The sequence below is a fragment of the Treponema parvum genome, from assembly GCF_017893965.1.
GTDB lineage: Bacteria > Spirochaetota > Spirochaetia > Treponematales > Treponemataceae > Treponema_D > Treponema_D parvum.
Map to the genome: position 1 here is coordinate 1,981,179 of NZ_CP054142.1, position 22,604 is coordinate 2,003,782.

Sequence of the window (22,604 nt, forward strand, 5' to 3'; positions counted from 1 at the left end):
TCGAGCGTTACGCCTACAGAATTCTACCTATCAGATAAGATTACATTCTTTAAGCGCATTTTCAATAACTTTTTTAGCCGCATCCGTAGGCTCGACAAGCGGAAGCCGCGGCTTACCGGCTGCAAGACCTTTGACATTCATGGCATATTTTATTGACGAAGGATTCCCGTCTACAAAGGCCGCTTTAAAAAACGGCAACAACCTGTAATGAAGACTACGCGCCTTCGTCATATCCCCATTTAAAGCGGAATTTACCATTTCACTTATAAGGGAAGGAGCAAGATTTGATACAACCGACACAACTCCGTCTCCGCCGCAAGCAACAAGCGGCAGGGTAAGCACATCGTCTCCGCTTAAAACCGAAAAATCCGGACGCTTTGATTTGATTAAAGCTATAACGTCCATCATCTGATTGATATTTCCGCTGGCTTCTTTTACGCCCGCAATATTCGGTAAAGCCGCTATGCGCAAAAGAGTTTCCGTGGAAATATTCACTCCGGATCTTCCTTGTATGTTGTAAACGATTATCGGAACGCCGACCCTTGAAACGGCCTCAAAATGCCTAAAAATACCTTCCTGCGAAGGCTTATTATAATACGGAGTTACGACAAGCGCTCCGGCGGCGCCCGCTTTTTTTGCGCGCTCGGTATAGCGTACCGCGTCCCGCGTATTATTGCTTCCTGCCCCCAATACGACAGGAATTTTTACATTGCGAGCCTTTTCATAAGAACGCGTCTCCGTCATCACTATATCGACGATCTTATCCTCTTCGCCGTCTTCATCAAGCGTAGGAGTTTCGGCGGTTGTTCCCAGAGGAAAAAGCCCTGTTATTCCGCTTTCAAGCTGGAATTTAACATTTTTACGGAATCCCTCAAAATCTACGGACCCGTCCGAACCCATCGGGGTGATCATCGCCGTAAAAGCGCCGCGAAATAATGCCGCCATAAATATCTCCGTTTGCGCATGTTTGTTTTATGCACTTATCACGCGTATTATTGCATTTTTATGCATTTCTGACAAGTAAAGAATTTACGCTTCACGGACAGTTTTTTCAAAAACTGTCGCCCATTATTGTTTGTCGCACGCCCCGTGCAACAAACGCCGCCAATGAAGCGACGGAAGTTTTGGCTAAATATTTATTTTTCTGTTTCGCGCGGTTACGTCCCAAGATTCCGTTATCTTTCCGTTTTCCGATACCAAGACCGAAGGATACAACGCAGACGTCGGGCAAATATGCGTCGGTATTACATATAATACGGTACCGATGGGAGGAACTTCATTTTCATGGCCTTTTTTCATTTTAAAAACCCAATGCTCTTCGTTTTGAAGAACGGGCTCCGCATTAGGCCAGTTCTGAAGTTCTCCTCTTACACCCTGCGGATCGGAAGCAATCGCCTTGTACCCCAAATCAAGCGTAAAGCTCCCCTTGACCGGATGACTTATCACCCTGGTAAGCAAGGCGGCGGCAGGCACAAAAGGAAGGTCTTTAAATCCGTTCCTGTATCCGGCGTCATTGATGAATACCGTGCCGGGGGAAAGATAATACTTTGTAAGTTTTGCATGACAGGGAAAAGACGGCGAGCCGCCCATTATCAATATGGGACACTTTATTTTTTTTGCCTCAAGACAAGACACTACGGTTTCGATTTTTTTATCAACCTCCGAAACCCTAGCCGTGCGTTCATTGACGTCGGATTCGTGATGATTGCCGTCGTAACAGTGCAACCCTGTCATTTCTATTCCGGGCAACTCGGCGCATCGTGCGTACAAGGCTTCGACTTCGTCTATCGGCGCGCCGGTTCTGTCCATCCCCATATTCACATCGATCATCATGGAAACGATCATATCGTTTTTAACCGCCGCTTCGCCGAGCTTTTTGATCGTATCGTAATCGTCGCCTATGGCGTAAAATGTGCTGTCGGGATATGTTTTAATAAGCTGAAGGAATCGTTTTATGTTCGGCCCGACGAGAGGATAAGCCAAAACAATTTTTTCCGCACGGGCCATCGCCAACATTTCCGCTTCCGCAATCGTAGCGCATTTAAACTTATTAATACCCAGCGACTGCTGCAGTTTTACCATAGATTCGGACTTATGCGTCTTAACGTGAGGCCATAATCTGTCGGCGCTACCGGCAATTTTTATCGAAAGTTTTATATTATCGATAATTATCTTTTTATAATAAATCAACACGGGACTTATAACGTCGTCAACGTTATCATTGTCGTACAAACACTTCATACGGTTACACCTCAAAATAAATTAAATTCCGGCAGGACTTCCCGCCCGTTTATCAAAACCAATTACGGATATTATCCTTTTACCGCTCCGGCGGTCATTCCTTGAATAATATACTTCTGCAATATCAACGTAATAATAATCGCAGGAAGAATGACAACTATAGTTGCAGATAGCATCCTGCCCCATCTGATATCCGCGCCTGAAACAAAATATTGCAATGTTACCGGCAGCGTTCGAGTTCTAGTACCGCTCAGCACAAGAGCAAACTGAAAATTATTCCACGATCCTAAGAATGACAAAATCGTACACGTCGCTATTCCCGATTTACTGATAGGCACGATAATAGACCAACAACATTTAGCCCTTGAACATCCGTCGATTATAGCGGCTTCGTCAAGATCAACAGGAATGCCGGCAATAAATTCTTCCATAAGCCAAACGACCAGCGGCAGCGACAATACCATATGGCTTAAAATCAGCGGGCAGAACGTATCTATCAACTTCAGTTTTGAAAAAACAAAATAGTAGGGAAGCAAAAAGGACATTGCCGGAAGCAAGCGCGCTATAAGAATAAACAATGCCGCGCCCTTCATTTTTTCCCGTGCTATCGCATAAGCGGCGGGGATTCCTAAAAGCAGAGAAAACAGTGTCGACAATATTCCGATAAAGCCGCTGTTAAAGATATATGTGCCGTAATGCTGCGACTTGAAAATGTATTTATAATGATCGAATATCGGTTTAAAACCGAGCAGTTTAGGCGGCATCATGTATACGTCCGCCATATTTTTAAATGAAGAAATAAGAACAAAATACAATGGAAAGATCACAACCGTACATATAAGCAACATTAAAAGATAAAATAAAAATATTTTCATCCTCTTTTCAACACGATAATTGTTCATCTTTATTGAATACTCCATCTATTTTTTGCTTTTAAAGTAAAACAGCTGATAACTATCACAAGTACGAAAACCAGAGTAAGAATAGCGGAAGACAATCCGAATTTATAATACGAAAAAGCATTTTCATACGCCAGAAGATTCATAGTCCGCGAAGAATTGGCGGGACCTCCCCCTGTCATAGCAAAAATCAAGTCAAATGATTTAAATATATCGATAAATCGCAATAAACCGATGGAAAAAAGTATGGGCACCAGCATCGGCAATTTTATTTTAAAAAATGTCTGAACGACGGAAGCTCCGTCGATTGCCGCAGCCTCTATACAGTCTTTGGGTAAAGCGGCAAGCCCCGCAAGGCAGACGATAATCACCATAGGCGTCATTTGCCAAGCTTCAACAACAGCGATCGATGGGATAACCGACGATCGAACAGAAGTAAAACCCGATTTAGGCAAACAAAGCATACCGAATAAGTAATTTATCAGACCGCTTGACGGTTCGTAAAACAGCATCCACATCATACCGACGGCAACGGGAGCCATCATATAAGGCAGCAATATCATAGTTTTAATGAACTCTTTGCCTGCGAATTCATTGTTTAGAGCCACGGCAACGGCAACGCCTAAGACCATTTCCAAAAAAGTTGCCAAAAACGTATAGTAAAATGTTATTACGAAAGAATTCCAAAAGTCCGCATTGCAAATAATCCGTATATAATTTTCAAGACCGTTAAAACGGACCGAATCTCCGAGAAGCAAATCCCAATCGGTAAAACTGAATCCTATCGTCATCGCTACCGGTATAACGGTCATAACCGTCATAAAAACAAGCGCAGGCAATATGAACATCCATTTATAATGCCGATCAACCCAATTATTTGTCATGAAGACCCTCATACAAACGACAGAGAAACAAATTTTTTGTTTCTCTGTCAAAGATCTAAATTAAAACTACCAATTATATGCCGAACCGTATTCGTTGGCCTTTTTTAGCAAGGCGTCGACTTTATCAGCAGCTTCCTGCATTTTTTTATTTAGATCGCCTCCGTTGCCTTTTGTTTCAATCGAATACACTACGGCCTGCCCCATGGCGTCGCGGGCTTCGGTTACGGAAGTCATCCTCGGTAAACCGTATTCGTTGTTCGTCGTAATCGCATTGGTTTTTGCATACGCATCCGTAATGTCGGCGACCATTGCGCCGGTAACGCGAGGATCCGTCCATACGGAATTTCTAAAACTGGGCATTCCTCTCGGAGTTATATAGGTTGCAACATCCTTACCTGCGACAAATTTCATAAATTTCCAAGCAGCGTCTTTGTTTTTTGAGCCGGAATACATTGCAATAGCCCAAACAACTTGTTTATAAGAATGAGCGCCGGCAGGACCTGCGGGAATAGGAGCTACGCCCACTTGGTCGGCAAATTTGGATTCGTTTTTATCAATCAGAGAAGAATACAATGCCGCAGCGTCTATTACGATACCGACCGTCCCCGAATTAAACAGCTGTGTCATCTGCGAATAGCCGGCATTCATTATTCCAGGGGGAGCATATTGTCCGAGCAGGCGGCCGTAAAATTTTACAGCCTCAAGAGCTTCAGGAGACCTGAATGCGCTTGTGCCGTTCTTAAAAAAACTTGCGCCGAATCCGAACAAGAACGGCGAAAATTGGGACGTTAACGCGATCTTTTCTCCCCTGCACGCAACAGCGTAAAAATTATTCGACGGGTCGTTAATTTTTTCACAAACATTGATCAGTTCGTCGTATGTCTTAGGAGGAACGATACCGTTTTTTGCAAATATGTCTTTGCGATAGTACATTAATTGCACGGACGAATACAAAGGCAGACAACCAACTTTGCCGGTTCCCTTAATAGTTATCTGTTGTTGAGGAGCTTTAAAATCAGCCCAATCAAAGTCTGCGTCTTTAAGATAGGCATCAAGGGGTTCCACCCAGCCGTTCTTACTGAACGGAGTCATGTCCTGTAATGGGCTAAACATATAGGCGTCGACAGTAGAAGTTCCGGTCATAAATTCCGTCATTTCTTTTTGTCTTAATTCCTGATCGCCGTACAATTCCAGCTCAACTTTTATCCCAGTCTCTTTTTCAAACTGATCAATGTATTTTTCGATACCGTCGGAAATTTGAGCGGTCATGCTTAAAACACGAATTTTCTTCTGTGTCTTTACCGACGCATCCGCCTGCCCGCCTGCAAAAACGGCGCCTGCACACAGCGTTATAATTTGCAACAATACTAAGATCTTTTTCATTACATAACCTCCTATAATTTGTTTTATGTAATATTTTTGCTTGACCTTTTACCGCTTAGCGCAGCATTTTAAAAATCAGTTCTTCGTATAGTTTTTTTGCTTCCGTCACTTCTTCTATGGGAATCCTTTCATTCGGCACATGTGCCTGAGAAAGAGAACCCGGGCCCCAAACAATAGTGTCAAATCCGCCGTTGGTAAAAATAGCTTGTTCGCATCCGGCGCCGAAGATTATGGGTTTCCCAAACTCCTCTCCTCTGCGCCGCTTGGCAATTTCACACGCAGTAACTATTAACGGATTGTCTTCACCGATACGGCCGGCCGAAAAATCAAAAAAAGAAGATACTTCAACGCGGTCTTTTTCTTTTCCGAAAACATTCTTGATTATAATGTCAATTTCATTGTCAATATCTTTTTTTGTCTCACCCGGAACGGTACGGCGGTCAATGAACAGCTTGCATGACGAAGGTACGGTATTGTCTTTTTCGCCGCCTTCGATCCTTGTAACCGCGCAGGAAGGGCTTCCGTAAGAAGACGAACGTTTTCTCAATTCTATATGGTATTGTTCGAGGGCATTTATCATTTTGGAAGCGAGATAAATAGCGTTACAGCCGTTTTCGGGTTTGCTTGAATGCGCGCCGGAGCCTTTAAAAGATATCCAATAACGTTCGGCTCCCAGATGCCCCTTACAGACGCGCAATTCCGTAGGTTCTGCAATAACCGCATAATTTTTTGAATATCTTTTTTTATCATGAGCAAGATAATAAAGAGATCCGTGATTGCTTGTCTCCTCATCCGCAACGAAAACAAGGCGCAGTTTGCCTTTTAATTTATCTGCGTAAGGGATCACGGAAAGGAATGCGCACGTCAATGCCGCCAATCCGCCTTTCATGTCGGCCGCCCCGCGACCGTACACATATGTGCCGTCACTGTTCCCGGCAAAAGGATCGAATTTCCATTCTCCCTGTGCGGGAACAACGTCAAGGTGACCGTTAAGCACAAGCAGCGTTTCATCGCCGGAGCCGATTTCACATATTAAATTGGCACGATTGTCTTCAACGCTCTGAACACAGGGTTTCAAACCTTTTTCTTTCAGATATGCTTCTAAAAAAACAGCCAGATCCTTTTCATTTCCGGGAGGAGATACAGTATTTATGCGGATCATCTTCTGAAGCAACGAAACAACTTCTTCCGACACAGCGCCTCCGATCGTTTACAAAATAATTGTAAAAAGCTTTCCGGCTATTGTCAAGAAAATTACAAAAATATTGTAAAAACTCATGTATTTCGTATAAAATCGGTTTTGTTTTACAAAATAAATTTATATTCGTTCCGACACCCGTCCTACTTAAAAAATAATTTTAAGAACGGGCAGGCGCAAAAGCCGTCACTGCTTTCTTACTTCGTCAAGATAATTATACAAAGTAAATTTGGATATTCCAAAAAAATCGGAAACGGTATCCATCGATTTTTTTACTAAAAATATACCCTTGTTATCCAAATATTTTATCGCCTGCAATTTATCTTCTTTTGTCATGTCATGAACGGACTTTCCGATACGTCTGATCGTTTCCTGCAGCATTTTGTCCAACAGATCGTCAATATTTCCGGTAAAAAATTCTTCAACCTCGTCGGGAGACGAAGAATTCGCGTATTCCTTTATAGTATTTTCCGCCTGTATTAAACCGGTAATATCAAAATTTATGCACAGACTTCCTATGGTTTTATTCTTTTTGTCTTTAAAATATACGGAGGTGGATCGCAGAAGTTTTCCGTCCTGAGTTTTATTCACATAATTATATCTGTCATTTTCAACGATGGAACCGCGCAGCACTTCAAGACCGATATTAGTGCCGGAATCTCCGATTTTTCGATTTGTAACATGACCGTTTTCTATTGCAACGATCGTGTGATCATACGGGAGCGTAAGGTCGTGCAATACGACTTCGCAATAACTGCCGAATTCCGCCGCTATCGCTTTCATTATTTTTTCAAATACTTTTTGATTTTTTTGAATATAGCTCATGCATACCCCCAGTTTAACTTAGGTCGAAGAACCGGCAACGGAATCAAAATATATCCAAAAAAAATAAAAATCAATAGAAGTGAAACGCCTTGCCCGGCACGACCTTCGCCGTATCCGTACTTCAATCACATCGTGTCGCCTTCACCGCATTCTCAGCGCAATGCTCGCCCACATTTTAAGAACACTCAGGCATATGCTCAGCGCCGGTAAAACCACGCAGCCAGCGCCTAATCCCCAAAAGCATATTTCTTACAAACCGCCGCAAGTGTGGTATAATGTTAAAAAATTGTGCGTCCTTGCAGTGCGGAAAGAAAAATGGTGAGGGGTGAGAATATGACAAAGCACAACCGCCGGTACAAAGATTCCGTTTTTGTCGACTTGTTCAGTGAGGACGAAAAGGCGAAAGAAAACTTTTTATCGCTGTATAATGCCTTGCACGGCACACACCTCGACATTTCGACGGAACTGAAACCGCTCAAGCTCGAACAGGCTATGTATACAAAATTGTCGAACGACGTGTCGTGCCTGATCGATAATAAAATTATCGTATTAGCCGAGCACCAATCGACGATAAACGAGAACATGCCTTTACGCTGTTTGCAATATGTAGCCCGCCTGTACGAGCAGATTCAAGACCCTAAGGCAAAGTACCACAGAACCTTGCAAAAAATTCCCACTCCGGAGTTCTATGTGTTTTATAACGGCACGGAAAATTACCCCGTCCGCAAGACGCTAAAGCTTTCAGACGCCTACATCGTAAAACCGGAACTCTCACCGTTGGAACTTGCGATAGAGGTGCTCAACATCAATACGGATAAGACAAATAAAGTCTTGACAACTTGCAGACCATTGGAAGAATACAGTATGTTTGTAGAAGCCGTGCGCCGCAACACTGCGCTCGACAAAGAGTACGGCTTTGAAAACGCAATAAAAGAATGCATACAAAATGACATTTTAAGAGAATACCTGCAACGAAAATCACGGGAGGTAATGAACATGTTATTGTCGGAATATGATTATGATACGGACATAGCAGTCAGATGTGAAGAAGCGGGCGAAAAAGCTTTTGCCGAAGGGGAAGAGAGAGGTGCGCGCCAAAAAGCCCTTGAAGCGGCAAAGATGATGAAAGGGATGAATTATCCGATTAGTGATATTTGCAAAATATCGGGGCTTTCCGTCGAAGAGATTAAAGCTCTCTAGCCTCTCACAGCCCTCGCACCGGCAAAAGCCCCTTAGCGCCGCGCCCGGACATCGGTACGGTTCCCGCAAAAATTTGAAAAAACAGGGCTTGATGACAAAATCCCCTAAAAGTTGAAATCTGCGGAGAAAAACGGTATGATAAACACATCAGTCATCTTAAGTCAGTCTCGCAATTTATTGTTACGAGAGATTTATGCACGATACCGTAGGTACAGATCTATCTCCGGCGCGAAACACGCAAAGCACACAAAACGCGCGACACAGCGCGCCGCGAGCGGCTATAAACCGACCGCGGGCACTGCCATCGGCGCTTAATGCGCAAAACACGAAAAATCACGCTCAAGCACTTGACAAAGATGAAACGCGCCTAATAATGTCGGTCAGTCGGTCAGTCGGTCAGTCGGTCAGTCGGTCAGTCGGTCAGTCGGTCAGTCGGTCAGTCGGTCAGTCGGTCAGTCGGTCGCCTAACTCATGCCCGCATAAATTTTCACTCAAACGCACACAACTTTTCTCACGTAATAGAACGCACAAAGGCAGTATTGCGCCCTTGTGCGTTTTTTTTATCGGACTGCACTTTCTCAACTAACGTTTGCGAAAGTACGTAAAAATTGTTTCTCGGCTTTTGATAAAGTCTGCGAAACAATTTTTAGGAGGTATTTATGTTAAAGTACGCTCTTCGTGAAAACTTACTGACGGCTGCGCCGGACGACTACATGGCACAGGCAGCTGATGTGCGCTCGTACACTCTTGACGAGATTATCAACCTGATGATGGAAAAAGGTACCACGCTCACGCGTGCGGATGTGGCGGCAACCTTGCAAGTCTACGGAGAGGTAGTAAGTGCCATCATCAAAGACGGCTCGGCAGTTAACACACCGCTTATGAACACCTCGATGAGCATATCGGGCGTATTCGGCGGAGCAAATGACAGCTTCGACAAAAAACGGCACACGGTCAACTTGAACATAACCGCCGGCACGCTCCTTCGTGATGCGGTTACCAAGGTTAAGTGCGAAAAAACCGAAGGAGCAAGCACCGATCCGTACATAACCGAAGTAACCGACATCGTAACGGGAGCGGTAAACACAACATTGACCAAAGGCGGGGTGGTTCAACTGGTCGGAAGCCGCCTCAAGTTCGACGCCAAAGACGAAGCTCAAGGCATCTTCTTTGTGCCCGAAACCGGAGAGGCCGTGCGTGCCGCCGTCATCGCCGAAAACAAACCCGCGCGTCTTATGGCAATAATCCCTGCCGATTTGGCGGCCGGTACCTACTACATCGAAGTGCGGACAAAAATCGATATGGGTGGTAAAAAACTGAAAACGCACAAAACCGGCCGGTTCAACAAACCGCTCACGTGCGCCGCATAAAACGGAGCCGGTAGACTGTCTACAAACGTAATAGTAGGCACCCTACCGGCATAATGGTAGGCACTCTACCGGCATAATGGTAGCCAGTCTACCACAGTAATGGTAGCCAGTCTACCACAGTAATGGTAGCCAATCTACCGGTGTAATGATAGACAATATGGATAATTGGTAAACACATTACCAATTACCAATTACAAATTAAAACAAGGAGGTTTTCAAGATGAAAACAAGTTCAAAACACAAGGCACTTGCCTTTTTGGGAGCAGCTTTTGTGCTGTTCATCGCAATTATGTTTACCGCCTGCCCGAACAACGCGGGAGGAAGCGGTTCGGGCTCAGGCAGTTCCGGCGGAGGCGGAACTCCCGCTGAAGGTTCTTTTGAAGACGCGGGCGACTTTGTAAAAATAACGCCTCCTGTAAAAGGCATTGTAGGCGTTGATCCCGGATGCACCTTACCCGGAACTGAAGCTTCTTGGAAAGGCGTATTTATTAAAGACCGTAAGGTAAAATTAAGCCCATACAAGCTCGGCAAAACAGAGGTAACATACGAGTTATGGCACGAGGTACTGACATGGGCAGAAGGTAATGGCTACACCTTTGCAAACAAAGGGCTTGAAGGTTGGGACGGCACAGGCGGCGGAGGTACTTATCCTAATTTTGCGAATATCGGTAAGTCTCCTACAGCAAACAAAAATCATCCTGTAACAATGATAAGCTGGAGGGACTGCATTGTGTGGTGTAATGCGTATACTCATAAAATGAACAATGCCGATACCGAATGTGTATACCGCAAAAAGGACGATCATATGGTTGTATTAAAAAATGCGACTGATACAGCTGCTTGCGATGCCGCTTATGCCGATATGAGTAAAAAAGGCTTTAGACTTCCTACTGAAGCTGAGTGGGAATACGCAGCCCGCTGGCAGGGACGCGATAAAACAAATGCGGTACAATACGGCGATGTATGGCTGACCAAATTAAACAGTGCAAGCGGAGCCTACAAAGATTGGAACGATGCTGAAGAAACAAAAGCAGTTGCATGGTATAATGGTAATTCAGATATCAAAACCCATCCTGTAGGAGAAAAACGGAAGAATGCTCTTGGCTTACATGACATGAGCGGGAATGTCTGGGAATGGTGTTTTGATTATGATGCCGAAATAAAACCGGAAGAAGTTACCGATCCGCAAGGTGCCGCGTCGGGTCCTAACCGCGTCAGACGTGGCGGCAGTTGGGACAGCAACGCGAGCGGCTGCCTTGTAGGCAAACGGAACAACTACAGTCCTGACATCAGGAACAGCAATCTTTGCTTCCGCCTGGCTTGGCGCCCGTAATTCGGTAATTAACGGGGCTGTCCGAAAAAATAACCAACTTTTGAGACAACCCCTTCATCTTAGAGTTTGCGGCAAGCGCAAACTCTAAGGAGCTTGGCCCCCCCCCCGCCGTCCATGGCGGTAATTAAACCAATCTGACCGCTCTCAGGCAGGAGGAACCTCCGGCTTTGAGAGCGGTTTTTTTGTGCGTGCGTCCCCGTATTTCCTCAAGTAAAAATCTAACCGAAAGGATTCCGGTTCCTTACAAAACAGCGGGGAGTGTGGTATAATGTATGGAAATCGGACATCCGTGACCGATTTCCAACTCGAGTTTTGTCAGGCTGATGCCTGCCAAAACACCGCGGACGGTCGGCTGTTACCGCCATCCGTGACGGAATATATGACAGCATAACAGAAAGGAGGTTTTCTATGCCTTTTTCCGTTTTAGAGAAACAAATAAACAGCTTAAACGTAGAACAACAGCAAGCCGTTTTCGATTATGTTAATTTGCTGGTGGAGCAAAACACTGCCAAAAAGGAACAAAGCATAATCCGCAGGGTTCCCGGTGGTCTTGCAGCAGGTGCATTCTACATGGCAGACGATTTCGATGAAACGCCTGAATGCTTTAAGGATTATCTTTGATGTATCTATTGGATACCCATACGCTTCTGTGGTTTTTGCATAACTCGCCAAACATTCCCGAAAAGACAGTCAATATAATCAGTACCGAAGAAATCATGTATGTAAGCATAGTATCCTTTTGGAAAATTGCAATCAAAGTTCGCACTGTTTGGTAATTGTATGAAAATAGCGAATTTGCGCTTATCGCAAACTCATAGCTAGTGAATATATGTTAATACAATCATTCGAAATGGATGCCCGACGGGCAGGAATACAAGAAGGTATGCAAGCAGGTATAGCTCAAGGCTCGCACCAAGCAAAACTTGAAACGGGGGCGTTTTTTTTGTGCATACGTTCAAAAGAACAGGTGTGGTCATAATTCATAAAAAATGATATTCTTGGTTTAAATTTATTTAAGCAGGTTTGGAGGTTTATATGGATTATTTGGAAATCATTAAGGTTGTGGGACGCGAAATCATAGATTCACGAGGAAACCCCACCGTAGAAGCGGAAGTTCACCTTGCCGACGGAACTATCGCGCTGGGAGCGGCTCCTAGCGGAGCGTCTACCGGCGAATTTGAAGCTTTGGAACTCCGTGACGGCGATAAATCGAAATTCGGGGGCAAGGGTGTTCAAAAGGCTGTACACAACATAAACACCGTTATAAACGAAGCACTCCTCGGCGTGGACGCTTCGGACACTTATAAGGTTGATTCCATCATGATAAAGGCGGACGGAACAAAGGACAAGTCAAAGCTCGGCGCCAACGCGATCCTTGCGGTTTCCATAGCATGTGCGCGTGCGGCGGCAAAATCTTTAGACATTCCTCTTTATCGCTTTTTGGGCGGCGTAAACGCAAATTATCTGCCCGTTCCGATGATGAACATATTAAACGGCGGCGCGCACGCGACGAACACTGTAGACACGCAAGAGTTTATGATCATGCCGGTAGGCGCAAAATCATTTAAAGACGCTCTTCGCTGGTGTACGGAAGTATTCCACAGCCTGCAAAAAATCCTTAAAAACAAGGGACTTGCAACTTCCGTAGGAGACGAAGGCGGTTTTGCTCCTGATCTAAGCAGCGATGAAGAAACGATCGAAACTATTCTTGCAGCGGTAAAAGACGCAGGCTACGAGCCTAAAAAAGACTTTATGATAGCTATGGACGCAGCTTCAAGCGAATGGAAGAGCCCGAAAGGCAAAGGCCACTACCTTTTGCCCAAATGCAAAAAGGAATACACGTCCGAACAGCTCATCGATCACTGGGAATCCCTGATCAAAAAATATCCGATCGTTTCCATTGAAGACGGACTTGACGAAGAAGACTGGGAAGGATGGAAGCTCATGACCGAAAGGCTCGGCAAAAAAGTTCAGCTCGTAGGCGACGATCTTTTTGTAACGAATACCGAACGCTTGGCAAAGGGAATTTCTTCAGGCTGCGGCAACTCCATTCTCATTAAGCTCAATCAGATCGGCTCCGTTTCGGAAACCTTGGATGCAATAAAGATGGCTCACAAGGCGGGCTACACGGCGATTTCTTCGCACCGTTCAGGCGAAACCGAAGATACGACGATCGCGGATTTGGCGGTGGCTTTAAATACCTGCCAGATTAAAACGGGAGCCCCAAGCCGCTCCGAACGCGTTGCAAAGTATAACCAGCTGTTAAGGATTGAAGAAACCTTGGGCGACAGCGCGGTATATCCCGGAATGAAAGCGTTTAATCTGTAGTTTTCAAATACGACGTATGGCGGCACACGGCGGCCTGCAGACGGCTATGGCGGCGACTGCATACCGCTACCGCGTACGACGGCCTGCCGAAACGCCGACTTCAAAAGCCGTTTAATCGGAGCCCTTTCGTAAGGCTAAAATCTTGCGAAGGGGCTTTTTATTTCCAGACGGAAATATCTACTGCAGATTCGAGCGCGTTTTCAACGTCGTCTTCCAGCGCCGCAAAAAAATCGAGAGACGTGCGCCTTTCAACTTCGTCTACGGTTACCGCAAAGTCGTAAAAACTGCCGGTATATTTTTGATTGGGCAGAATAAACGCCAGCACGTAAATTTTTCCATCGGCTGTTTTTGTAAGAAGCGCTTTATAATAATACTCGGGGACGCTCACCCTGTTTTTGCCTATGGACTCATATTCGCCTGAGGGCTTTTCGAGCACGGGCCCCGAAATAACATACACCCAGCCGAATTTTCTGGCCCAGAGGCGAACCTGATCTTCAAGATATTTCCATATTCCGCGGTTAAAAGACGGAAGCTGCGGGCTCATATTGCTCATAAAAAATGAATCCCGCATAGATTGTTCGCTCCAAGCCATGTCGCCTGCAGGAGCCAAATGCCCCTTATCGTAGCCGCTTCCGACATAGTCTTCAGGGCTTGCGGAATTCGTCGAAATTGAAGGATCTGCTCTAAAATAATTCGACCGCTCTACAGTCTTTACAAGTTCGCTTTCCGTAAGTTCGTAAGCAACCCATTCGGCTTGTTCGTATTCTTCGCGGTAGCAAAGCGTAAATCCGCTGTAGGTGTGGATTTCATGGCCGGGACACGGAGCGCAGCAAGTAACGAGAGGATCTTGATCCGAAAATTTTAAAACCGCATTCGGAGATTCTTCGACTCCGGCCGTATTTTTCGAAATTAACGTATCGGAATTCGACTTTTTATATTTTAAGGCCGACCATACGATAAAAAAGCAAAGTATAAAAAACAAAAGCGCATTATATTTTGAACGTTTCATATTTTAATTTCCGCGGCGATCAACAGATTCGGCCAAGAGCACCGCAGCAAGCCGCCTCCCCTCCCCCAGCGCTGATAAAATCAGGGCATGCAGAACCGGAGCTGAAAGAACTTCAACTTTTGCCCAAACTGTTTGCCAAAAGGCAAACGCCTTCAACAAGCGCCTTATGTTCCTGCAAAGCTATGCGCGAATAAAGAGTTTCGGGAGTGTCGCCGGGCAATACCGGAACTTTTTTTTGAATAAGAATACGTCCCGTGTCGCAGCCTGAATCTACAAGATGAACCGTACATCCGCTTTCTTTTTCACCGGCGGCAAGGACAGCCTCGTGCACATGACGTCCCCACATCCCTACTCCGCCGAATTTAGGCAAAAGAGCCGGATGAAGGTTAATAATGCGCTGTGAATATCGGTCGATTATGCCGCCGCAAAGAACAGTCAGCCAGCCTGCAAGAACTATCAGATCGATCTTATATTTTTTACAATTTTCAAGCGCTCTGTCGGAAACGGCGAGCCGTTTTTCTTCCCGCGACGCAAGTTTGGCCTTTGAGTCGCCAAGTACAAAATACGGACTTACAATTTCGGTGGGAATGGCGGCGTTTTTTGCGCGTTCAAGCGCAAACGCGTCTTTTTTATCGCTCATAACAACGCTTATATCATACGGACAGTTTTCGGCGTTTTTTTTATAATCTATGAGCGCCTGTAAATTCGTACCTCCGCCTGAAACAAGAACCGCAACATTCACCATAGTTAGTCTCAATAAAATCAGTCTTCAAAGATGACGCTGTCTTCAGAGCGTTTGACCAGGTCTGCGGCATAAACGGTGCGGCCGATATCGTAAGCTTTCATATCGGGAATTCCCGGCTGCCGGTACTTAAAAGCGTTTTCGTTGAACATCTTTAATATATCCGAAGCGTCCTTTGACTCTACGGCCAGAATAAAGCCTATTCCCATGTTGAAGGTGTTAAAAACCTTGCTTTCGTCGGCTCCGCGAGCGATAAGCTCTCTAAACACGGGAAGAATTTCCCAGCTGTTTTTTTTGATAACCGAAACGAGTTTCTTTTTTTCGTCTTTCTCGTTGAAAAACATGCGCGGAATGTTTTCGTAAAATCCTCCGCCCGTAATATGAACCATACCGTGAACGCTTTTACGGAATTTTTTAAGAACTTCCATTACGGGACGGACATAAATGCGCGTCGGCGTCAAAAGAACTTCTCCTATTGTCTTTCCGCTGTCTTTTCCGCCGACGGTGAATTTTGAATCAAGGTCGGTCACAAGTTTTCGCACTAAAGAAAATCCGTTTGAATGAACCCCTGTCGAAGAAAGGCCGATCAGAACGTCGCCTTCCTTGATCGCCCGGCCGGTGATCATTTCATCCCTTTCGCCCACTCCCACGGCAAATCCCGCCAAATCGTATTTGCCTTTGTCGTAAAATCCGGGCATTTCAGCCGTCTCGCCTCCGAGCAGGGCGCAAGCGGCGTCCACACAGCCGTCGGCAACGCCTTTTACAAGTTCGGAAGCAATATCGGCGTCAAGATTTCCGCAGGCAAGGTAGTCGAGAAAAAACAGCGGTTGAACTCCTGCGCACAAAATATCATTTACGCTCATGGCGACGCAATCTATGCCGACCGTGTCGTATTTTTTCATCTTAAACGCAATGTCGAGTTTTGTGCCTACGCCGTCGGTTCCGCTGACCATTACAGGATCTTTTAAACCCTTCGGCACTTGAAACATTCCGTTAAAGCTGCCCAATCCCGTAAGCAATCCGGGAATGGCGGTTCGTTTTGCGTGCTCTTTGTATTTGTTTACGGCGCGATAGCCTTCTTCCACATCGACGCCCGCTTCTTTATAGTCAATAGTCGCCATAATAAACCTCGATTTTTATCGAAAACTTTTTCCGTTTAATTCTCCGGGCACCGGTATCGGATATTCGCCTGTAAAACAGCCCTTGCAGTATCCGTATTGTTGGGGGTTACAGCTTTTCAAAGCCTCAAGCATTCCGTCGGTGGAAATAAACGCCAAAGAATCCGCCCCGATTTCTTTGCAAATGGCCTCAACGTCATGAGTGCTGGAAATAAGTTCCGCACGACTCGGCGTATCTATTCCAAAATAACACGGAAATTTTACGGGCGGACTTGAAATTCTAAAGTGAACTTCTCTGGCTCCGGCGCGGCGCAAAATTTGAACGAGTCTGCGGCTTGTAGTTCCGCGGACAATGGAATCGTCGATGACAACGACGCGCTTGCCGTTTACGTCGCTCTTCATGGCGTTCAATTTTACAAATACCATGTTTTCGCGTTCTTTTTGAGAAGGAGCGATAAACGAGCGCCCTATATACTTATTCTTTACTATCCCCATAGCGAAAGGAATTCCCGTAGCCCTCGAGTAACCCATGGCGGCACCTATCCCGCTGTCGGGAACTCCTATGACAACGTCCGCCGGAACTCCGCTCTCCGCCGCCAAAACCGCGCCCATGCGGATCCTCGCTTCCTGAACGCCTATCTGATCTATGACGGAATCCGGGCGCGCAAAATATATATATTCAAAAATACAGGAACGCTTTGAAGTTCTTTCTCCGAATTCGAACGAAAGAACTCCGTCGTTGTTGATTATTACGATCTCTCCGGGATTTATGTCGCGCATAAAAGTCCCGTTTACCGCATCGATGGCGCAACTTTCGCTCGCAAGCATCCAGCCGTTTTCAAGCTTCCCCAGACAAAGCGGACGTATTCCGTTAGGATCCCGCGCGCCTATAAGGCAGTTTTCGGTCATGACGCAAAGCGAAAAAGAACCCTTTATCATCTGAATAGTATCGGTAAGCGCTTTCTCAAGTCCTTTTTTGTATGATTTTGCGATAAGTTTTACAATAACTTCGGTATCGCTCGTGGAATTAAAAGTAGACCCCGTCTCCTCAAGCATTTCGCGCAACTGCTCGTAGTTTATAAGCTGTCCGTTATGAGCGAGCGCAACCGAACCTAATTTCGATCCCACAAGCATGGGCTGAGCGTTTTCAGGCCCCTTGCTCCCCGAAGTTGCGTAACGAACATGCCCGATCGCAATGCTGCCTTTTAGCTCCGAAAGATCTTCGGGTTTAAAAACTTCGGCGGCAAGCCCCATTCCCTTGTGAAGCTTTATCTCATCGCCGTTTGAAACGGCGATTCCGGCGCTTTCCTGCCCGCGGTGCTGAAGCGAATAAAGAGCGTAATAGACCATGGTGGCGGCGTTCATTCCGGAATATGTTTTTTTTTCCGAATTGCCGGCCTTTGTATCCGAAGTTTTTAAAAATATACCGGCGACGCCGCATTCGTCATGCAGCTTGTCGTCTTCAAAATTCATAAAACGACTCCGGCGGCTCCCTCTTTTTGGGCGTCCTGAATCATTTTTTTTCTGAAATTCAAAAGCGCTTCGCGGAGTTCGGGATATTTTATCGAAAGAATTTCAACGGCAAGATAAGCCGCATTTGCCGCATTGCCTATTCCCACACAAGCTACGGGAATTTTAGGCGGCATTTGAACTACGGACAAAAGCGCGTCCATGCCTGCAAGTCCGTTGGAAGAAGAAGAAACACATTCAAGAGGAACGCCTATTACGGGAAAAACGGTAAGAGAAGCTATCACCCCGGGAAGAGCCGCCGAAAGTCCCGCCCCGGCAATAAAAACCTCACATCCGTTATCTTCGGCTTTTTGAACGGTTTGTTTTAAAAGCTCGCCCGACCTGTGCGCGGATAAAATATACGCTTCATAATCCACCCCGAACTGCTGCAATACGGGAGCGACTTTTTTCATAGTATCCGTATCGGACTTCGATCCGAAAAAAACAGCAACTTTCAAGGCGTCCTCCTCTTCCGTAAAAAGTCCCCGGATTTGTCAATCGATTAAAGGACAACGGGATCAACGAAATCGAGGGATTTTGACCCATGGCAGAGTCGAACTGCCGACAACTTGCTTAGAAGGCAAGTGCTCTATCCAGCTGAGCTAAAGGGCCGTGATAAAAAATATACAGCAATCCGCTTACTTTTTCAAGCTGTAGATCGCTGCGTCTTTGTGCACCGTTTTCCGCTGCGTTGACACAAGATGACAATGCGGTTTAAGCTGCATAAACGGCGGACTTGTGTCAAAAAGAAGCCCCTATAAAAAGCGACGTCTGAACGGCCGTCGCTAAAATCCGGAGACGAAATGAAAAAAATAGAATTCTCAAATTCAAGTATAAAAATCGTTTTAATTTTTGTTTTGGTTTTATTGTTTTTAATTCCTCTGAATTTAATAAGAAATTTAATCTATGACAGACAGGATTATCAAAGAGAAGCCATTTCATCCATAACAAGACCGCTAGGCGGCGACGCCGAAATTCAAGGAATCGTCATTGCCGTTCCGTATAAGTCGTATATCGAAAATTTCGATTCCAATGGAAACAAACACGTTGAAACTGAAATAAGATACATCATCTTTGCACCCGATTCATACGATCTTGATATTTCCGTAAATCCGTATTATTTAACCAGAGGAATTTTTAAAGTTCCCGTGTTTAACGGACAGATAAAGCTAAAAGCCGATTTCAGCAAATTTGATTTTTCATATTTTAATATTTCCCCAAAAGATATAATGCAAAACGATTGCTTTTTAATACTGGGCTTATCGAATTCCAAAAATCTGATGACTCAGCCTAAACTGAACATGGACGGAAAGGATTTATTCATATCTCCGATAAAATATGATTCCGTCTCTCCGTTTGAAACTTCCGTTTATTATAACCTTTCCGGAGTTGATTTTTCCGGAAAAATCAATTTATACGGAGCAATAGATTTTCAAGGCGGAGAAAATATCAAAATTCAGCCTATAGCGTCGGACAATCACATAAACATGGTTTCTTCTTGGCCGTCGCCCAGCTTTTCCGGCGGGTGGCTTCCCAAAGAGCGGGTATTGAGCAAAGACGGTTTTTCGGCTTCGTGGAATATCGCAGGGTTAAGCACGGTTTACCCGAAGAGCTGGCAATCGGAAGACGATTTTAACGGAGAAACCGTCGACGTTTCTTTTATCGTTCCGGTCGATTCTTATAAAAAAACAAACAGGAGCGTTAAATACGCATTGCTGTTTTTAGCCATTCCGTTTATCGCATTGCTTATATGTGAAGTTTTTTCAAAAATCAGAGTGCACCCGATTCAGTATTGTTTGATAGGTTTTGCCGACGTTATTTTTTATTTGCTGCTGCTTTCGATATCCGAACACATTTCTTTCGATTTGACTTATGCGATCTGTTCAATTTGCGTTTGCGCGGCGACGCTGCTGTACGCTTCCGCCATATTGAAAAAAATAAAATGGGGAGCGTTGCTAAGCGCCGTACAAATGATTTCTTATATTTTTTTATACGGAACCTTGCAGGCGGAAGATTACGCGCTGCTAATAGGAAGCGTAGGCTTATTCATCGTCGTTATTCTTTTGATGTTCATAACAAGAAAAATCGATTGGTATGAAATAAATCAAAAAAACGGCGAGCCTCTTTAAGGAGAATTCCGTAAGCATAACGCTCGAAGCGGCTTGCAACAGGAACCTCGCCTTGAACATCTCGTTTTCGAAACGCACCATTCAGCTCTTTTCGGTTAGATTTAAGGTGATGCAATGCGCTTCATTGACAACGGAATAACTTCGGATATATCATACGGATACCTTGCGTTATGTTTTAGGCCGCCCATAGCGGTATGAGACTTTTACACAGGGCAGGCTGAAAATATGCCGTATTTCAATGAGCGGTTAAGTTTAGAACGGCGCCGCCAAAACACGGTTATTATTTCAACCGTAAAAAAATACTGCATTTAAGGAAGGAAGAATGACGAAAAAGCGATTTTCTATACGTTATAAACTTATCGTTATCTTTGGACTTTTGATCGCTATAACTTCAGCGGTTGAAATCGTGATCGCAGTCCGTTCGGCGCGAAAAGCCGTTACCGAAAAGATTGAGGAACACCTGATCGACAAAGCATCCGACACGGCCGAAATTGTCGACGGGCGTATTTCAATTTTTATTCAACTTCTTGAAGACATAGCGCGGGAACCTGTTTTAAAGGATCCTGACGTGTCGTATCGGGAAAAGGCAAATTATTTACAAAAAGCGGTTTCTACCAATGAAAAAATCGAACAGCTTAACCTATACGGACTTTCAGGCGTACGTACAACCAGCGACGGTAAGATAGTAGATGTGCACGACCGAGACTGGTTTAAAGCCGCTTCTTCCGGTAATAGATTTATTTCGGAACCGCTTCTTTCAAGGTCGCTGAATAAGTTTGTCCTTATACTTGCGCTCCCTCTATATGATAATAACAACAACATGCTCGGTATATTAAACTGCGTTATCGATGCGAAGCGTCTTTCAAATATTATTTCCGACATTGTTGTCGGTAAGACGGGCGAATGTTATATCTTGGATAAATCCGGAAGCACGGTCGCCGACAAAGATTTCAATTTGGTTGAAACACGTGCGAATACCTATGAAGAATCCAAAACCGATCCGACACTTGAATCCTGCGGAGCGTTTGAAAAAATGGCGGTTGAAGCGGAAAAGTCGTCTGTCGGATATTTTAAATACAATGGTATAAAAAACATAGCCTCCTACGCAAAAATGAAAACTGCCGGATGGACCGTAATAATTGAAGCTCCTTACGACGAATTTATGGGAACGGTAAATAAGCTGAGCATATCGATGAACGTTACGGGACTGATCATATTGATCGTCGTCCTTATTATTGTTTACTTCCTTGCCCGCGAAATGGTAAGGCCAGTAAGAATCGTCGTCAAAGCTTTAAAAGACATTGCACAGGGCGAAGGCGACCTTACGGTACGTCTTCCCATAACGGGTAACGACGAAGTAACCGACTTGTCCGAATACTTTAATCAGACTATAGCTAAAATCGGCTCGTCAATTAAAGCGGTAGGCGAAAACAGCAGCGTCATGGAAGAAATCGGAAGCGAACTTGCAAGCAATATGACCCAAACTGCAAGCGCGGTACATGAAATCAGCGCAAACATAGACAGCATTAAGCAGCAGGCTCTGACACAGGCGGCGAGCGTCACCGAAACCGCCGCTACGATCGAAGAAATCGTTAACACGATAAATAAATTGAACGCAAGCATCGAAAACCAGTCGGCGAGCGTCGCAGAGTCTTCTTCTGCGATCGAACAGATGGTCGGCAACATAGCGTCCATAGGACAGACGCTTGAAAAAACCGACGGCGTGATTAAAACCCTCGCCGACGCAACGGTCGACGGCAAAACCACAATCGTTAACTCGAACAGTGTAACTCAAAAGATCGCAGAAGAATCCGGCAGTTTAATTGAAGCGAGCGCGGTTATTCAACACATAGCTTCACAGACGAATTTGCTTGCAATGAACGCTGCAATAGAAGCCGCTCACGCAGGCGAAGCGGGTAAGGGTTTTGCCGTCGTCGCGGACGAAATACGAAAGCTTGCCGAAGATTCCGCCGAACAGGGTAAAACGATAACCAACACTCTTAAAACGCTCTCAGGTGAAATCGAAGATCTTTCGGCCTCTTCCAAAACTGCAGAAGAAAAGTTCAACGTCATTTTCAGCTTAACCGAACAGGTAAAAACAATGAGCGACCGCTTGACGGAAGCCATGCAGGAACAGGAAAAAGGCAGCAAGGAAATGCTCGCCGCGATCAAAGACATAAATACCGTAACGGTAGAAGTAAAAGACGGATCCGAAGAGATGCTTAAGGGGGGCGAAGGCGTCGCAAGAGAAATGGAAAAACTTGACGGCCTTACAAGAGTTATTACCGATAGCATGAACGAGATGGCCGCTGGAGCCATTCAGATAAACAACGCTGTACAGGAAGTAAACGAGATCACTCAAAAGAACAAGGCGAGCATTCAAAACCTAGCGGAAGAAGTGAAGAAATTTAAAGTGTAGACATCCGCCGAAGTGCA

General features: G+C 45.1%; 19 protein-coding genes and 1 tRNA gene. 7 read left to right on the plus strand and 13 right to left on the minus strand.

Going from position 1 to position 22,604, the window contains the following annotated elements; translation table 11 throughout:
• Positions 1–30: 30 nt before the first annotated feature.
• The 7 genes from dapA to HRQ91_RS08790 all read right to left on the minus strand — a co-directional run bounded on the left by dapA (position 31) and on the right by HRQ91_RS08790 (position 7,430).
• A complete protein-coding gene (gene dapA, locus HRQ91_RS08760; protein ID WP_210119192.1) occupies positions 31–945 on the minus strand; it encodes a 4-hydroxy-tetrahydrodipicolinate synthase in 915 nt (304 codons plus the stop codon).
• 183 nt (positions 946–1,128) lie between these two features.
• Entirely contained in the window at positions 1,129–2,241 is a 1,113-nt protein-coding gene (locus HRQ91_RS08765; RefSeq protein WP_210119193.1) for a D-TA family PLP-dependent enzyme, read from the minus strand.
• Positions 2,242–2,312: 71 nt separating this feature from the next.
• The gene (locus HRQ91_RS08770) at positions 2,313–3,161 is read right to left on the minus strand and encodes a carbohydrate ABC transporter permease (RefSeq protein ID WP_210119194.1); all 849 of its coding nucleotides are present in this window, start codon (positions 3,159–3,161) and stop codon (positions 2,313–2,315) included.
• The gene (locus HRQ91_RS08775) at positions 3,146–4,024 is read right to left on the minus strand and encodes a carbohydrate ABC transporter permease (RefSeq protein ID WP_210119195.1); all 879 of its coding nucleotides are present in this window, start codon (positions 4,022–4,024) and stop codon (positions 3,146–3,148) included. The genes HRQ91_RS08770 and HRQ91_RS08775 overlap by 16 nt, the downstream gene beginning before the upstream one ends.
• 66 nt (positions 4,025–4,090) lie before the next feature.
• Entirely contained in the window at positions 4,091–5,407 is a 1,317-nt protein-coding gene (locus tag HRQ91_RS08780) for an ABC transporter substrate-binding protein (RefSeq protein WP_210119196.1), read from the minus strand.
• Positions 5,408–5,462: 55 nt separating this feature from the next.
• Positions 5,463–6,602, minus strand: coding sequence for a M20 family metallopeptidase (locus HRQ91_RS08785; RefSeq protein WP_210119197.1), 1,140 nt, complete (start codon positions 6,600–6,602; stop codon positions 5,463–5,465).
• Between the two features lie 189 nt (positions 6,603–6,791).
• Positions 6,792–7,430, minus strand: a complete 639-nt coding sequence (locus HRQ91_RS08790; protein WP_210119198.1) for a helix-turn-helix transcriptional regulator — start codon at positions 7,428–7,430, stop codon at positions 6,792–6,794.
• 333 nt (positions 7,431–7,763) lie between these two features.
• Here HRQ91_RS08790 and HRQ91_RS08795 point away from each other — a divergent pair, with 333 nt between their 5' ends.
• From HRQ91_RS08795 to eno, 5 genes are all read left to right on the plus strand, one after another.
• Complete coding sequence (locus HRQ91_RS08795; protein ID WP_210119199.1) at positions 7,764–8,630, plus strand: Rpn family recombination-promoting nuclease/putative transposase; 867 nt, start codon at positions 7,764–7,766, stop codon at positions 8,628–8,630.
• A gap of 659 nt (positions 8,631–9,289) precedes the next feature.
• Entirely contained in the window at positions 9,290–10,000 is a 711-nt protein-coding gene (locus tag HRQ91_RS08800; protein WP_210119200.1) for a DNA-binding domain-containing protein, read from the plus strand.
• A gap of 220 nt (positions 10,001–10,220) precedes the next feature.
• Positions 10,221–11,333 carry a formylglycine-generating enzyme family protein gene (locus tag HRQ91_RS08805; protein WP_210119201.1) on the plus strand — a complete coding sequence of 371 codons (1,113 nt, stop codon included), beginning with the start codon at positions 10,221–10,223 and terminating at the stop codon, positions 11,331–11,333.
• A gap of 408 nt (positions 11,334–11,741) precedes the next feature.
• Positions 11,742–11,954 carry a DUF2281 domain-containing protein gene (locus HRQ91_RS08810; protein WP_210119202.1) on the plus strand — a complete coding sequence of 71 codons (213 nt, stop codon included), beginning with the start codon at positions 11,742–11,744 and terminating at the stop codon, positions 11,952–11,954.
• A 414-nt stretch (positions 11,955–12,368) separates the two neighbouring features.
• On the plus strand, positions 12,369–13,661 hold the full coding sequence (gene eno, locus HRQ91_RS08815; RefSeq protein WP_210119203.1) for a phosphopyruvate hydratase: 1,293 nt from the start codon (positions 12,369–12,371) through the stop codon (positions 13,659–13,661).
• A 157-nt stretch (positions 13,662–13,818) separates the two neighbouring features.
• On the opposite strand, the gene HRQ91_RS08820 is transcribed toward eno, so the two are convergent.
• The 6 genes from HRQ91_RS08820 to HRQ91_RS08845 form a co-directional block, all read right to left on the minus strand.
• Positions 13,819–14,670: a DNA/RNA non-specific endonuclease gene (locus HRQ91_RS08820; RefSeq protein ID WP_210119204.1), complete on the minus strand. Its 852-nt coding sequence runs from the start codon at positions 14,668–14,670 to the stop codon at positions 13,819–13,821.
• A gap of 112 nt (positions 14,671–14,782) precedes the next feature.
• A complete protein-coding gene (gene purN, locus HRQ91_RS08825) occupies positions 14,783–15,415 on the minus strand; it encodes a phosphoribosylglycinamide formyltransferase (protein ID WP_210119205.1) in 633 nt (210 codons plus the stop codon).
• Between the two features lie 17 nt (positions 15,416–15,432).
• Positions 15,433–16,533, minus strand: a complete 1,101-nt coding sequence (gene purM, locus HRQ91_RS08830) for a phosphoribosylformylglycinamidine cyclo-ligase (RefSeq protein ID WP_210119206.1) — start codon at positions 16,531–16,533, stop codon at positions 15,433–15,435.
• Between the two features lie 15 nt (positions 16,534–16,548).
• Positions 16,549–18,003 carry an amidophosphoribosyltransferase gene (purF, locus tag HRQ91_RS08835; RefSeq protein ID WP_210119207.1) on the minus strand — a complete coding sequence of 485 codons (1,455 nt, stop codon included), beginning with the start codon at positions 18,001–18,003 and terminating at the stop codon, positions 16,549–16,551.
• On the minus strand, positions 18,000–18,497 hold the full coding sequence (gene purE / locus HRQ91_RS08840) for a 5-(carboxyamino)imidazole ribonucleotide mutase (protein WP_210119208.1): 498 nt from the start codon (positions 18,495–18,497) through the stop codon (positions 18,000–18,002). The genes purF and purE overlap by 4 nt, the downstream gene beginning before the upstream one ends.
• A gap of 80 nt (positions 18,498–18,577) precedes the next feature.
• A tRNA-Arg gene (locus HRQ91_RS08845) sits at positions 18,578–18,651 on the minus strand.
• Positions 18,652–18,842: 191 nt separating this feature from the next.
• Between HRQ91_RS08845 and creD the strand changes: the two genes are divergently transcribed.
• Positions 18,843–20,168 carry a cell envelope integrity protein CreD gene (gene creD, locus HRQ91_RS08850; RefSeq protein ID WP_210119209.1) on the plus strand — a complete coding sequence of 442 codons (1,326 nt, stop codon included), beginning with the start codon at positions 18,843–18,845 and terminating at the stop codon, positions 20,166–20,168.
• A 322-nt stretch (positions 20,169–20,490) separates the two neighbouring features.
• A complete protein-coding gene (locus HRQ91_RS08855; protein ID WP_210119210.1) occupies positions 20,491–22,587 on the plus strand; it encodes a methyl-accepting chemotaxis protein in 2,097 nt (698 codons plus the stop codon).
• The last annotated feature ends 17 nt before the right edge of the window (positions 22,588–22,604 follow it).

What these genes read in the sequence shown, in the direction of transcription:
- dapA (WP_210119192.1), bottom strand. Translation starts at nt 945, where the DNA reads ATGGCGGCATTATTTCGCGGCGCTTTTACGGCGATGATCACCCCGATG.
- HRQ91_RS08765 (WP_210119193.1), bottom strand. Translation starts at nt 2,241, where the DNA reads ATGAAGTGTTTGTACGACAATGATAACGTTGACGACGTTATAAGTCCC.
- HRQ91_RS08770 (WP_210119194.1), bottom strand. Translation starts at nt 3,161, where the DNA reads ATGGAGTATTCAATAAAGATGAACAATTATCGTGTTGAAAAGAGGATG.
- HRQ91_RS08775 (WP_210119195.1), bottom strand. Translation starts at nt 4,024, where the DNA reads ATGACAAATAATTGGGTTGATCGGCATTATAAATGGATGTTCATATTG.
- HRQ91_RS08780 (WP_210119196.1), bottom strand. Translation starts at nt 5,407, where the DNA reads ATGAAAAAGATCTTAGTATTGTTGCAAATTATAACGCTGTGTGCAGGC.
- HRQ91_RS08790 (WP_210119198.1), bottom strand. Translation starts at nt 7,430, where the DNA reads ATGAGCTATATTCAAAAAAATCAAAAAGTATTTGAAAAAATAATGAAA.
- HRQ91_RS08795 (WP_210119199.1), top strand. Translation starts at nt 7,764, where the DNA reads ATGACAAAGCACAACCGCCGGTACAAAGATTCCGTTTTTGTCGACTTG.
- HRQ91_RS08800 (WP_210119200.1), top strand. Translation starts at nt 9,290, where the DNA reads ATGTTAAAGTACGCTCTTCGTGAAAACTTACTGACGGCTGCGCCGGAC.
- HRQ91_RS08805 (WP_210119201.1), top strand. Translation starts at nt 10,221, where the DNA reads ATGAAAACAAGTTCAAAACACAAGGCACTTGCCTTTTTGGGAGCAGCT.
- HRQ91_RS08810 (WP_210119202.1), top strand. Translation starts at nt 11,742, where the DNA reads ATGCCTTTTTCCGTTTTAGAGAAACAAATAAACAGCTTAAACGTAGAA.
- eno (WP_210119203.1), top strand. Translation starts at nt 12,369, where the DNA reads ATGGATTATTTGGAAATCATTAAGGTTGTGGGACGCGAAATCATAGAT.
- HRQ91_RS08820 (WP_210119204.1), bottom strand. Translation starts at nt 14,670, where the DNA reads ATGAAACGTTCAAAATATAATGCGCTTTTGTTTTTTATACTTTGCTTT.
- purN (WP_210119205.1), bottom strand. Translation starts at nt 15,415, where the DNA reads ATGGTGAATGTTGCGGTTCTTGTTTCAGGCGGAGGTACGAATTTACAG.
- purM (WP_210119206.1), bottom strand. Translation starts at nt 16,533, where the DNA reads ATGGCGACTATTGACTATAAAGAAGCGGGCGTCGATGTGGAAGAAGGC.
- purF (WP_210119207.1), bottom strand. Translation starts at nt 18,003, where the DNA reads ATGAATTTTGAAGACGACAAGCTGCATGACGAATGCGGCGTCGCCGGT.
- creD (WP_210119209.1), top strand. Translation starts at nt 18,843, where the DNA reads ATGAAAAAAATAGAATTCTCAAATTCAAGTATAAAAATCGTTTTAATT.
- HRQ91_RS08855 (WP_210119210.1), top strand. Translation starts at nt 20,491, where the DNA reads ATGACGAAAAAGCGATTTTCTATACGTTATAAACTTATCGTTATCTTT.